The organism is Bordetella genomosp. 11 (genome assembly GCF_002261215.1).
Taxonomy (GTDB): domain Bacteria; phylum Pseudomonadota; class Gammaproteobacteria; order Burkholderiales; family Burkholderiaceae_B; genus Bordetella_C.
Map to the genome: position 1 here is coordinate 3,761,798 of NZ_NEVS01000004.1, position 12,212 is coordinate 3,774,009.

The 12,212-nt window shown below is 67.4% G+C and carries 10 protein-coding genes; 3 read left to right on the top strand and 7 right to left on the bottom strand.

The annotated features are described in order from the left end of the window. Positions 1-4: 4 nt before the first annotated feature. From CAL28_RS24545 to CAL28_RS24565, 5 genes are all read right to left on the bottom strand, one after another. Positions 5-1,024 carry an ABC transporter ATP-binding protein gene (locus CAL28_RS24545; RefSeq protein ID WP_094843754.1) on the bottom strand — a complete coding sequence of 340 codons (1,020 nt, stop codon included), beginning with the start codon at positions 1,022-1,024 and terminating at the stop codon, positions 5-7. A gap of 11 nt (positions 1,025-1,035) precedes the next feature. Then, entirely contained in the window at positions 1,036-1,938 is a 903-nt protein-coding gene (locus tag CAL28_RS24550) for an ABC transporter permease (RefSeq protein ID WP_176464097.1), read from the bottom strand. Between the two features lie 21 nt (positions 1,939-1,959). Further along, positions 1,960-2,895, bottom strand: a complete 936-nt coding sequence (locus tag CAL28_RS24555) for an ABC transporter permease (protein WP_094843756.1) — start codon at positions 2,893-2,895, stop codon at positions 1,960-1,962. A gap of 76 nt (positions 2,896-2,971) precedes the next feature. Beyond that, a complete protein-coding gene (locus CAL28_RS24560; RefSeq protein ID WP_094843757.1) occupies positions 2,972-4,549 on the bottom strand; it encodes an ABC transporter substrate-binding protein in 1,578 nt (525 codons plus the stop codon). A 59-nt stretch (positions 4,550-4,608) separates the two neighbouring features. Then, complete coding sequence (locus CAL28_RS24565) at positions 4,609-6,048, bottom strand: M81 family metallopeptidase (protein WP_094843758.1); 1,440 nt, start codon at positions 6,046-6,048, stop codon at positions 4,609-4,611. Between the two features lie 384 nt (positions 6,049-6,432). On the opposite strand from CAL28_RS24565, the gene CAL28_RS24570 reads away from it, so the two are divergent. Continuing rightward, positions 6,433-7,890, top strand: a complete 1,458-nt coding sequence (locus tag CAL28_RS24570) for an N-acyl-D-amino-acid deacylase family protein (RefSeq protein ID WP_094843759.1) — start codon at positions 6,433-6,435, stop codon at positions 7,888-7,890. 96 nt (positions 7,891-7,986) lie between these two features. On the opposite strand, the gene CAL28_RS24575 is transcribed toward CAL28_RS24570, so the two are convergent. Beyond that, positions 7,987-9,393: an FAD-binding oxidoreductase gene (locus tag CAL28_RS24575; RefSeq protein ID WP_094843760.1), complete on the bottom strand. Its 1,407-nt coding sequence runs from the start codon at positions 9,391-9,393 to the stop codon at positions 7,987-7,989. Positions 9,394-9,402: 9 nt separating this feature from the next. Continuing rightward, entirely contained in the window at positions 9,403-10,089 is a 687-nt protein-coding gene (locus CAL28_RS24580) for an aspartate/glutamate racemase family protein (RefSeq protein WP_094843761.1), read from the bottom strand. Between the two features lie 145 nt (positions 10,090-10,234). Between CAL28_RS24580 and CAL28_RS24585 the strand changes: the two genes are divergently transcribed. Beyond that, positions 10,235-11,158, top strand: coding sequence for a LysR substrate-binding domain-containing protein (locus tag CAL28_RS24585; RefSeq protein WP_094843762.1), 924 nt, complete (start codon positions 10,235-10,237; stop codon positions 11,156-11,158). Between the two features lie 69 nt (positions 11,159-11,227). Then, entirely contained in the window at positions 11,228-12,193 is a 966-nt protein-coding gene (locus tag CAL28_RS24590) for a dihydrodipicolinate synthase family protein (RefSeq protein ID WP_254926218.1), read from the top strand. The last annotated feature ends 19 nt before the right edge of the window (positions 12,194-12,212 follow it).

A 12,212-nucleotide genomic window follows, 5' to 3' on the forward strand; every position in this document is an offset into this window, starting at 1 on the left:
GTGTTCATACCGCAGCTCCTTCCGCCGCCGTGGCGGCCACCCGTTCGGCCTCGAAACAGGCCACCACATGATCATCGCCCAGTGCACGCAAGGCCGGGGTTTCGCGCCGGCAGCGCTCGGTGGCGTAGGCGCAGCGCGGCGCGAAGCTGCAACCCACCCCCAATTGCGTCGGCGGCGGCACCATGCCCGGGATTTCGGTCAGCCGCTCGGCGGTGTTCATCGACGGCATGGATGCCATCAAGGCCCGGGTGTACGGATGCAGCGGCCGATCGAACAGGTCGATCACCGACGCCTCTTCCACCTTGCGGCCCGCATACATCACCACCACGCGCTGGCAGCACTCGGCCACCACGCCCAGGTCGTGGGTGATCATGACGATGCCCATGCCCAGCTTGCGCTGCAGGTCCCGCAGCAGCTCCAGGATCTGCGCCTGGATGGTGACGTCCAGGGCGGTGGTCGGCTCGTCGGCGATCAGCACTTCCGGATTGCAGGACAAGGCCAGCGCGATCATCACGCGCTGGCGCATGCCGCCGGACAACTGGTGCGGATATTCGTTGACGCGCCGCTCCGGCTCGGCGATCTGCACCAGGCGCAACATCTCCGTGGCGCGCGCCATGGCTTCGCGGCGACCCACCTTCTGGTGCAGCATGACGGTCTCGGCGATCTGCCTCCCCACGGTCAGCACGGGGTTGAGCGAGGTCATGGGCTCCTGGAAGATCATGGAGATGCGGTTGCCGCGGATGGCACGCATCTGCTTTTCGCTCAGCGCCAGCAGGTTGGTGCCGCGGTAGCGCACCTCGCCGCCGGCAAAACGCGCCGGCGGCATGGACAGCAGGCGCATGATGGACAGCGCGGTCACGCTCTTGCCGCAACCGGATTCGCCCACCACGCCCAGCGTCTGGCCGGCGCGCACCTGGTACGACACGCCGTTGACGGATTTGACGGTGCCAGCCACGGTATCGAACCAGGTCGATAGATTATCCACGTCCAGCAGGACCGGCGCGGACGATATCTCTTCGGTCATGTCCTACCTTCTTACAGTTGGTTGGCCAGGCGCGGATCCAGCGCATCGCGCAGGCCATCGCCCATCATGTTGATGGACAGCACGGTCAGGGCCAGCAGCACGCCGGGATACAGGATGATGGTGAAGGCCACCGCCACGAAGTTGCGGCCCTCGGCCATCATGTTGCCCCAGCTGGGCACCTGGGCCGGCACCCCCACCCCAAGAAAGGACAGCACGGCCTCCGTCAGGACGGCGGTGGCGGCGATGAAGGTGGCCTGCACGATCAGCGGCGTCACGATATTGGGCAGGACATGGCGCACCAGGATCACCGGCAGGCGCGTGCCGATGGCGTGCGCGGCCTCGACGAACAGCTGTTCGCGCAGCGTCAGCGCCAGCGAGCGAACCAGCCGCACCACGCGCGGCACCTGCGGGATGGTGATGGCCAGGATGACGGTCGACAGGCTGGCGCGGATCACCGCCATCAGCGCGATGGCCAGCAGGATGTCGGGGATGGCCATCATGCCGTCCATGACGCGCATGATGATGGCGTCGGCCCAGCGCACGAAACCCGCCGTCAAACCGAGCGCCACGCCAAGGACGGTGGCCAGCACCGCCACCGAGATCGCCACGATCAGCGAAACGCGGCCGCCCCACACCGCGCGGCTGAACACGTCGCGCCCCAGCGCATCGGTGCCGAACCAATGCTCGGCCGACGGCGGCTTCAGGCGCTGCACCGGATTGATGGCGGTGGGATTGTGGGTGGCGATCCAGGGCGCCGCCAGCGACAGCGCCGCGATGGCCAGCAGCAGCACGATGCCCAGGATCAGGGTCGGATGCTTGCGCAGCCAGCGCCACCGCAGCGAAGGCGGCGCGTCGACAGCGACAGCGAGGGCCGGGTCGGCCGCCGGGCGCATTGCGGAAGAAGTGTCGGACATCTCGGTATTCCCAGGGACGCGTCAATAGCGGATGCGAGGATCGAACAGGCGGTAGCTCAGGTCGATCAGCAGGTTGATCAGCACATAGGCGCCGGCCGACAGCAGCAGCACGCTCTGGATGACCGGATAATCGTGGTGCTGCACCGAATCGATCACCAGCCGGCCGATGCCGGGAATGGCGAAGACGGTTTCGGTAACCACTACGCCGCCGATCAGCAGCGCGATGCCCACGCCTACCGTCGTCGCGATGGGGATCGCGGCATTGCGCAGGGCGTGGCCCAGCACGGGCATCACGCCCAGGCCCTTGGCGCGCGCGGTGCGGATGTAGTCCTCGTGCAGCACTTCCAGCACGGTCGCGCGCGTCATGCGGGTGATCAGCGCGATATACACCAGCGCCAGGTTCACGCAGGGCAGGATCAGGCTGCGCAGCCAGGGCCACAGTCCGCTGGACAAGCGCGTGTAGCCTTGCACCGGCAACCAGTGCAGCTGCACCGCGAAACCGTAGATCAGCAGATAGCCGACCAGGAAAACCGGCACGGAAAACGCCAGCACCGCGAACACCATGACCACACGGTCGATCCATGTGCCGGCCTTGTAGGCCGCCAGCACGCCCAGCGGAATGGCCACCGCGATGGACAGGCCCATGGTCAGCAGGGCAATGGACAGCGTGGGCTCCAGCCGCTGCGCCAGCAGGCTGGTAACCGGTACCTGCGTGAACAGCGAGGTGCCCAGGTCGCCGCGCAACAGTTTGCCGGCCCAAAGAAAGAACTGCTGCCAGAGCGGCTGGTCCAGCCCCAGGGCCACGTGCAGGCGCTGGATGTCCTCGGCCGTGGCCAGGTCGCCGGCGATCAGCGCCGCCGGGTCGCCCGGCGACAGATGTATGAGCAGGAAGACGATCACCGCCACCACCGCCATGACGGGCAGGGTGGCGAGGATGCGCCGGATTACATAAGCCATGAAAGCTCCTGGCGTCTATCGCTACGTTGGCGCCATGGCATCGCGCGCGGCCCCGATCGCGGGCCGCGGCCATGCCTTATTTGTCCAGCACCCAGACATTGGGCAGGCCCCACAGCAGATCGCTGTGCTTCACCGCCTTGCGTACCGCGTGCACGCGGCTGTACTGGCCGACGGCGATGTAGGGAATGGCCTCGTAGGCGCGTTCCTGGAATTTATCCAGCAGCTCCTTGCGCTTGGCGGGATCGGTGGCGGCGATCCATTGGGTGCGCAGTTCATCCAATTGCTTGTCGCAGGGCCATCCGGGCAGGCTGTTGCCGCAGGCGGCGCCCAGGTAGGTGTTGTTGATCGGCGAATTCACGTTGTAGTCGGCGGCCGCCGACAGATAGATGCTCCAGCCGCCCTTGTCCACCGGATTCTTGCTGGCGCGGCGCGCCGTTTCAGTGGCCCAGTCCATGGACTGGATGTCCAGGTTCATGCCCAGGTCCTGCATCGCCTGGATGGCCACCAGCGTGGCGGAATTCAGATAGGCGACGTCGGTGGGCAGCAGCACGGCGATCTTTTCGCCCTTGTAGCCGGATTCCGCCAGCAGCTTCTTGGCCAGGGTCATGTCGACCTTGCGGTACGGGGCCGCGCCGGCGCTGGTGTCGTTGGGGCTGCCGCAAATGAAGTAGGTGGCGCAATAATCCATCCGCATGTCGGCGGGGTAGCCCATCGCGGTCACGAACTTCTCCTGGTCGATGGCGTGGCGCAGCGCCTGGCGCGCCTGCACCTTATCGAACGGCGGGTTCAGGAAGTTCATGATGATGTAGGCTTGCGACTTGCCGGTCACGCCCAGATGGACGTCGCTGTCGCCGCGCAGTGCCTGGATATAGTCGGGCGGCAGCTCCTCGATCATGTCGACTTCGTTGTTCTTCAGCGCGGCGATGGCGCTGTTGGAATCCGGCAGGATGGCCCATTCCACGCGATCGACGTGCGAGGTCTTGTTGCCGGCCAGGCCTGACGGCGCTTCGCTGCGCCCCACATAGGCCGGGTTGCGCACGAACACCAGCTTGCTGCCCGGCACCCATTCGTCGCGCTTGAACAGATAGGGGCCGGAACCCACCACTTCGTTCAGGGGCGAGGTGTCGGGCATTTTGGCCAGGCGTTCCGGGATGATGAAGGCGGGATAGCTGGCCACCTTGGCCAGGCCGTCCAGCACCGGCCCGAACGGCTGGTCCAATGTCAGCGTGAAGGTCTTGTCGTCGACGGCGGCCCACTTCCCGCCCGCCGCCACCATCGCGCGGCCGATATTGTCGCGCTTCTGCCAGCGTTGCAGCGAGGCCACCACGTCGGCCGATCGCACCGGGTTGCCGTCGCTGAACTTCAGGCCATCGCGCAGCGTGAAGGACCAGGACTTGCCGTCCGCCGAGGTCGTGTAGTTCGCCACCATCTGCGGCTGCGGATTGCCCTTGGCATCCGGCGCGAACAGCGTGTCGTACACCATGAAGCCGAAGTTGCGGGTGATATAGGCGGTAGTGAAGAAGGGGTCCAGCACCTTGAGGTCGGCGTAGGGCACCAGCCGCAGGGTCTTGCCCTCGGCCTGGGCGGGGGCGCCGGCCAGGCATGCGGCGGCCATGGACAAGGCGACGAGAGCGGATCGAATGCGGCGTTTCATGGAGGCTCCGTAAGCGGAATCGAAAAGAGGAAAATGCGGCGAGCGTACTGCGGCCTGCCTTACAACGGCCATTTGGGCATGCGGATTTTCTTGTAGGTCAGCGTCTTCCAGTCCGGCGTCGCCACGCCGGGCGCGCCCACGTAAACGATGTGCCTGGCGACCTTGGAGAACGAGGCATAAAAATGCTGCGCCGATTTCACCGCCACGATCTTGCGCGCGGTCAAATCGCAGCCCAGCTGCGTGAACAGGTCGATGTTCATCGCCTGGTTGCGGTTGGAGACCAGCACGATCTCCACGCCGCCGGCCTGCACCAGCGCGCAGTCGCCCATGGACGTCGGGCTGCCGGTCAGGCCGGTCATTTTCATGTCGCGCCGCAGGGCGCGCACGGTACAGACCGCGTCGACCGGATCGCCCGACAACGGGCCCACCTTGCCACCCAGGCGCATGGGCAGCGTGGCCCCCTCGCCCGCGTCGAAGGCGATGCGCACCGCCAGCGGATCCCACAGCGGTCCCAGCGCGGCGTCGGCAATGCCGCGCTCCAGCAGGCGGCGCAGCACGTAAGTCGAATCGCCCGGCGCGCCGCTGCCGGGGTTGTCCGCGCGGTCGGCGAGCACCACCGGGCCGCCGTCGACGGCGAGCGCTTCGTCGATGGCTTCATCCACCGTGCGGTACTTCGGCATCAAGGCCTCGCGCTGCCCGATCAGTTCGTCGGCCAGCTGGCGCGCCAGGCTGTCGGCCCGGGCCCGGTCGCCGTCCGTGTACACCAGCACCTTGGTGCCCATCTCCGGCACGTCGCCGGTGGCGAAGCCCATGGAGAACGATAGCGACAGCACGCCGTCCTTGCCCTCCATCGCGCGCAGCTTGTTGACGAAACCCAGGGCCGGCTCGCGCGAGGTGTGCATGGGCACCACCATATGGCAATCGACCAGGGCGGCCACCGGCCGCGTCTTGCCCTGGGCCTTGTCCGCGCACAGATCGAACAGCTGCTCGGCGCAATGCACGATGTCGGTGTGAGGATATTCCTTGTACAGCACCACAATGTCCGCGCTTTCGACGATCAGCGGGCTAAGGTGCGCATGCGGGTCCAGCTCGGTGCCGATGACGACGCCGGGCCCGACGATGGCGCGCGCCCGGGCCAGCAGGTCCCCTTCGCAATCGTCGTAGCCGTCGGCGACCATGGCGCCGTGCAGGCCCAGCAGCACGATATCCACCGGCAAGGCGGCGCGCAGGTCGGCCAGGATCTCGTCGCGCAGGGTTTCATAGGCGGCGCGGGTGGTGATGCCGCCGGGCTGGGCCGATGTCACCAGGCCCTCTTTCAGCGTCCAGCCCAGCGGGCCGCAGCGCCGCCGCGCCACCCACAGCGGCGCGCCCTGGGACGTGGGCGTGTCGGGATGCGTGCCCGCCGGAAAGTATTCCCGGCCGCGGAAAGATTCCAGGCTGGTCGGCAAAGGTGCGAAGGTGTTGGTCTCGGTGCCGAGGCCGGCGCAAAAAATACGCATGCTGTGGTCCTGGGGAGCGGGTATCGGACGGCGGTCTGTCCGTGATCTTGCGCGCATCATGCCGTTTGCCCGGCCCGGCGTACAAATAGCAATTCCGCCAGAAGCCATAACCCGTGGCTATGCAAAACGCGATTCATTAGGGTAACCCCCAATGAAAACACGAATCCACCCGCCTGGAGGCGCCGATTTTATGCCAAAAGGTTATGTCAGGTCGCGGTATGGGCATTGGCTTGCGCCGCCCGGGCGGCGCACAATGCGATACCGCCCGGCAGGATGGCCACGCGCGATGGCGACGGCAATCCGGGCCGGCGAACCGGCCGGACGGCGCACGCAGGCGCCGCCCCCAGGCCGCCGCAAACCCACCCAGAGTGAAGGATTCCCAGCATGGACACGCAGCAGCCCTATGACCTGATCCTGCACGGAGGCGACGTCGTCGATGGCACCGGCGCGCCGCGCCTAAGGGCCGACGTCGGCATACGCGACGGCCGCATCGCCGCCATCGGCGATCTCGCCGGTGCGCCGGCCGCGCGCATGTTGGACATCGCGGGGCTGGTAGTCGCGCCCGGCTTCATCGACAGCCACGCGCATGACGACCGGGCCGTGCTGGACATGCCGGACATGCTGCCCAAGGTATCGCAGGGCGTCACCACGGTGGTCAACGGCAATTGCGGCATCAGCCTGGCGCCCTTGCGCGGCGACGAGGCGCTGGTGCCGCCGCTCAATCTATTGGGCCGCGGCGACAGCTACGGCAGCTTCGCGCACTACCGGCGGGCCATCGATGCGTCGCCGCCGGCCGTGAATGTGGCGGCGATGGTCGGCCATTCCACCTTGCGCGTCATGCGCATGGGCGACGTCACGCGAGCCGCCACAACGGCGGAGATCTCCGCCATGCGCGCCGATGTCGAGCAGGCGCTTAACGATGGCGCGCTCGGCGTCTCAACCGGGACGTTCTATCCCCCGGCCGCCGCCGCGCCCGAAGGGGAAATCATCGCGGTCTGCGAACCGCTGACGCGCCTGGGCGGCATCTACGCCACCCACATGCGCGACGAAGGCGATCGCGTCATGGAGGCCATCGACGAAAGCCTGCGCATCGGCGCGGCCCTGAACGTGCCCATTGTGATCTCGCATCACAAGCTGGTCGGCAAACAGAATCACGGGCGCTCCACGCAGACCCTGGCGCGCATCGGCGAGGCCGCGCGCGCGCAGTCCGTGTGCATGGATTGTTATCCCTACGATGCCTCGTCCACCATACTGCGTCCCGAGCGCGTCGCGATCTGCGACCGCACCATGATTACGTGGTCCGAGCCGCACCCCGAAGCCGCCGGCCGCTACCTGGAAGACCTGGCCCGGGAATGGCAATGCAGCCCCCGCGAAGCCGCGGAAGCCCTGCTGCCCGCGGGCGCCGTCTACTTCATCATGGACGACGGCGACGTGCGCCGCATCCTGCAGTATCCGGACACGATGATAGGGTCGGACGGACTGGCCAGCGAAGGCCGCCCGCATCCGCGCCTGTGGGGCACTTTTCCGCGCGTGCTGGGCCATTACGGGCGCAAGCTGGGCCTGTTCCCGCTGGAAAACGCCGTCTACCGCATGACCGGCCTGACCGCCATGCGCATGGGCCTGCGCGAGCGCGGCCGCATCGCCCAGGGATTCCATGCCGACCTGGCCGTATTCGATCCCGACACCATCATCGACAACGCCACCTTCGACGCGCCCACGGAAACCTGCACCGGCATGCGGCATGTATTCGTGAACGGCGTCGCCACCTGGCAGGACGGCGCGGCCACCGGCGCGCGGCCCGGCCGCTTCATCGCGGACCGCCCGCAGCCGCCGAAGCGCTGACGCGGCCGCCGGCCTCGCGGCTTTCCACAGGAAAGCCGCGGACATACCGGCGGCAAAGGCGCGCGGGCTTCGAACCGGGCCGGGAACACGACCCCGCTACAACAGCTTGCCCGGATTCATCAGCTGATCGGGATCCAGCGCGCGCTTGATCATCAGCATCAGGTCCATTTCGACCGCGGATTTATAGCGGCGCAACTCATCCCGGCGCAGCCGGCCGACACCGTGTTCGGCGCTGATGCTGCCGCCGCGCTGCGCCACCAGGTCGTGGACACGCCGGTTCAAGGCGGCGGTCAGCCGGGCGTAGTCATCCTGGGATACGTCCGGCGGCAACAGCACGTTGTAGTGCAGGTTGCCATCGCCGACGTGGCCGAAGTTGACGATCGGCAATCCTTCGAACTCCGCGGCAAGCGCGGCGTCCGCTTCGTCGATGAACGCGGCCAGGCGCGAGATCGGCAGCGCGATGTCGTGCTTGACCGCCTTGCCGGCGCGCACCTGCGCCTGGGAGATGCCTTCGCGCAGGCGCCACATGGACCGCGCCTGGGTTTCGCTGGCGGCAATGGCCGCGTCCGCGATCAGGCCGTCCTCCAGCACATGCGCCAGCGACCGTTCGAGCAGCTCCGGCAGTCCCTCCGGCGCGACATCGGACAACTGCACCAAGGCATGATAGGGATGGTCGCCTTCCAGGGGACACACGGCGCCGCTGACGTGCGCGCGCACCAGGTCCACGCAGCGGGCGGACATCATTTCGAAGGCGGTCAGGCGCTCGCCGCATTGCGCCTGCAGGCGCGACAGCAGCGACACGATGCAGGCCGGGGAAGCGGCGCCCACCCACGCGGTGGCGTGCCCCAGCGGCGCCGGATAAAGCTTCAACACCGCGCCGGTGATGATGCCCAGCGTGCCTTCGGAGCCGATGAACAGCCCGCGCAGGTCGTAGCCGGTATTGTCCTTGCGCAGCCCGCGCAGGCCGCTCCATACACGGCCGTCGGGCAACACGACTTCCAATCCCAGCGCCAGGTCGCGCGTATTGCCATAGCGCAGTACCGCGGTGCCGCCGGCATTGGTCGCCAGATTGCCCCCGATGGTGCAACTGCCCTCCGCGCCCAGGCTCAAGGGAAAGTAGCGGCCGGCATCGCGGGCCGCCCGCTGCACGTCGGCCAGGAGCACGCCGGCATCGACGGTCATCGTGTTGTTGACGGGGTCAACTTCGCGGATGCGCGTCATACGATTCAGGCTAAGGATGACCTGGGCGCCGCTGTCGTCCGGCGCGGCGCCCCCGCTCATGCCCGTATTTCCGCCTTGCGGCACGACCGGCGTGCCGCTCTGCCGGCACAGGCGCATGACGGCCGCGACCTCGGTGGTATTGCGCGGCCTGACGACCACCGGCGTACGGCCGCGCCACTTGCCCAGCCAGTCCTCGACATAGGGTGCCTGGGCGGCCTCGTCCAGCACCAGGCCCTCGTCGCCCACCACATGGGCCAGGCGGCGGATCAGTTCGGTTTCCATGCCGGGCCGTTATTGCCGGCGCGCCGGCGCGTCCAGCAGCACCCGGGCGATTGCCATGCCCGTCGCGGCCTGCGTCGGCTCGACCACGGGCAGGCCCACTTCGGCCTGCAGCCATTCGCGATACGCCGCCATGCCCGCGCAGCCCAGCACAATGACATCGGCCTGGTGCGCGTCGCGCAATTGCCGGCCCACGCCGGCCAACCGTTCGCGCGTGCGCGCGGCGTCCGCCAGTTCGACCACGCCCAGGCCCAGCGGCAGTTCCGCCGCGATGCGGCCGCCTATGCCCATCGCGCCGAACATGCGGCCGTGGCGCGGCAGGGATTGCCGCAGGATGGCGATGACGCCGACACGCTGGCCCAGGGTCATGGCGGTAAGGATGCCGCATTCGCTGATGCCCAGCACCGGCTTGGACGTGGCTTCCCGCACCGCGTGCAAGCCCGGGTCGCTGAAGCAGGCGATCACGTAGCCGGCGGCGGCGTCGCCGTGTTCCCGGTCCAGGCCCTGCACCATCCGCACCAGGGGCAGCGTGACGCTTTCCACGTCCATCTGCGTCTGGATGCCCGGCGGGCCCTCACGCAGGGTAAGACAGACAATGCGCGGCCCGCCGGGCACGCGCAGCGGCGCCAGGCCGGCGTCGAAAGCGTCGGTCACCGCCTGGGTAGAATTCGGGTTGATGACGTATAGCGTTCGTTCCATGGCTTTCCTTCGCGATAAGGGGCCCTGCTGGCGCGAGTCTATCAGCGGCCCTTGCGCCAGCGGCAATGTCATTTTGTCGTGCGCGCTTAACATGTTGTTATGGCGAGGCGGCGCAACCGCTGGCCTCCACACGACCGAAACCGCAATGTTGCTCAATCTCAGGCAGATCGAAGTCTTCCGCGCCGTCATGACCACCGGGTCCATCAGCGGCGCGGCCAAGCTGCTGTTCGTATCGCAGCCGGCCGTCAGCCGCCTGCTGGCCCACACCGAACAACGCCTGGGCTTCAGCCTGTTCGAGCGCATCAAGGGACGGCTTTATCCCACGCCCGAGGCGCGGCAGCTATTCCGCGAGGTGGAAACCGTCTATGCCGGCGTGCGCCGGGTCGGCGAACTGGCGGGCGAACTCGCCGAGCGCCGCACCGGCATCCTGCACGTGGTGTCCAGCCCCAGTATCGGGCACATGCTGATCCCGCTGGCGATCTCGGCCTTCCGCGCGCAGCACGAGGACGTCAAGGTGACTTTCCAGGCCCTGTCGTTTCGTCCCCTGACGCAGATGCTGCTGGACAACCGGGCGGAGATCGGCGTGGTGATCCTGCCCGCGCAGCATCCCAACCTGGCGGCCCAGCCGATCGGCGAAGCGCGGCTGGTATGCATCTGCCCCTACAACCATCCCCTCGCGCACCGCTCCATGCTGTCGATCCAGGAGCTGATGCCATACCCGCTGATTTCCTATAGCGTCGATACGCCCTTCGGTGCGCTGGTGGAACAGATGTACCAGGAAGCCGGCGAACCCCGCCGCGTGGCGGTGGAGGTCAGCTCGCCCCAGAATGCCTGCTCGCTGGTCCAGGCGGGCGCCGGCATCGCCATCGTCGACGAGTTTTCCGTGCGCAGCCGCACCTCCGGCGAATTCGTGGTGCGGCCGATCGCCCAATCCAAGGTGTTGACCGCCAGCCTGCTGCAATCGCGCTTCGAGCCGCTGTCCCAGCTGGCGCAGGCCTTCGTGGACACCCTGCGCCAGACCATGCGCGAGCAGGGATTCGAGCTGGCATCCGGGCAAACCCGAAATTAACGGCGTGTTATAGGACGCCAATAAAAAAGCAAGTGGAGTTCTGCGGGATCGCCTTTAGGATGGTCATCCATGCCCGGCGCCGTTGCCCGGGCGATCGACGATGGAGACGAGATGACCGCCCCGCCCGACGCCCACGGCGTTTTTACCATCTGCCCGACGCCTTTCGACGACGACCTGCGGGTCGACACCGATAGCATTCGCAGCCTGGTGGACTTCCTGCTGGAAACCGGCATAAAAGGGCTGGCCGTGCTCGGTTTCCTGGGGGAACTGCACAAGCTTTCCGCGGCGGAGCGCCGCCTGGTGCTGCGCACCTTCGTCGAACAGGCGGCCGGCCGCGTACCGGTCTGGGTCGGCGTGCGCGGGCTGGGCATCGCCGGCGCGATCGAACAGGCGCAGGAAGCGCAGGAACTCGGCGCCGCCGCCGTCTTCGCGGCCCCCCTGGACAATGCCAATGACGCGCTGCTGTTCGACTACTACAAGGCGGTGGCCGAAGCGGTCGACATCCCCGTCGTGATCCACGACTTTCCGGATTCCTTCGGTACGGAGATCCGGCCCGAGGTGGTGGCGCGGCTGGCGCGCGAGGGCGGCGTGCATGCCGTCAAAATGGAAGAGCCGCCCGTGGGCCAGAAGATTACCCGCATCCGCGAACTGTGCGGCGATGCCCCCATGAAGATCTTCGGCGGCCTGGGCGGCGTGTACTTCCTGGAGGAATTGCAGCGCGGCGCCGTCGGCACGATGACCGGCTTCGCCTTCCCGGAAATCCTGGTCGCCATCCACGAACGCCACGCAGCCGGTGACGCGGCGGGCGCGGCGGCGATCTTCGACCGCTATTGCCCATTGATCCGCTACGAATTCCAACCCAAGATCGGCCTGGCCCTGCGCAAGTACATCTATCAGCGGCGCGGCGCCATCCGCAGCTACGCGCTGCGGTCGCCGGGCATGCGCATCGACAAGGTCACCATGGCGGAACTGGAAGCCACGGTACGGCGCGTCGGCCTGTCGCTGGATATCCCGGGCGCGCAGCGCGTCGCCTGACCCGTCCGGATCACGAGGA

Bases quoted from the DNA above. Each gene is read 5' to 3' on its own strand.
- CAL28_RS24580 (WP_094843761.1), bottom strand. From the start codon at position 10,089: ATGGAACGAACGCTATACGTCATCAACCCGAATTCTACCCAGGCGGTG.
- CAL28_RS24565 (WP_094843758.1), bottom strand. From the start codon at position 6,048: ATGCGTATTTTTTGCGCCGGCCTCGGCACCGAGACCAACACCTTCGCA.
- CAL28_RS24555 (WP_094843756.1), bottom strand. From the start codon at position 2,895: ATGGCTTATGTAATCCGGCGCATCCTCGCCACCCTGCCCGTCATGGCG.
- CAL28_RS24560 (WP_094843757.1), bottom strand. From the start codon at position 4,549: ATGAAACGCCGCATTCGATCCGCTCTCGTCGCCTTGTCCATGGCCGCC.
- CAL28_RS24570 (WP_094843759.1), top strand. From the start codon at position 6,433: ATGGACACGCAGCAGCCCTATGACCTGATCCTGCACGGAGGCGACGTC.
- CAL28_RS24550 (WP_176464097.1), bottom strand. From the start codon at position 1,938: ATGTCCGACACTTCTTCCGCAATGCGCCCGGCGGCCGACCCGGCCCTC.
- CAL28_RS24545 (WP_094843754.1), bottom strand. From the start codon at position 1,024: ATGACCGAAGAGATATCGTCCGCGCCGGTCCTGCTGGACGTGGATAAT.
- CAL28_RS24585 (WP_094843762.1), top strand. From the start codon at position 10,235: ATGTTGCTCAATCTCAGGCAGATCGAAGTCTTCCGCGCCGTCATGACC.
- CAL28_RS24590 (WP_254926218.1), top strand. From the start codon at position 11,228: ATGCCCGGCGCCGTTGCCCGGGCGATCGACGATGGAGACGAGATGACC.
- CAL28_RS24575 (WP_094843760.1), bottom strand. From the start codon at position 9,393: ATGGAAACCGAACTGATCCGCCGCCTGGCCCATGTGGTGGGCGACGAG.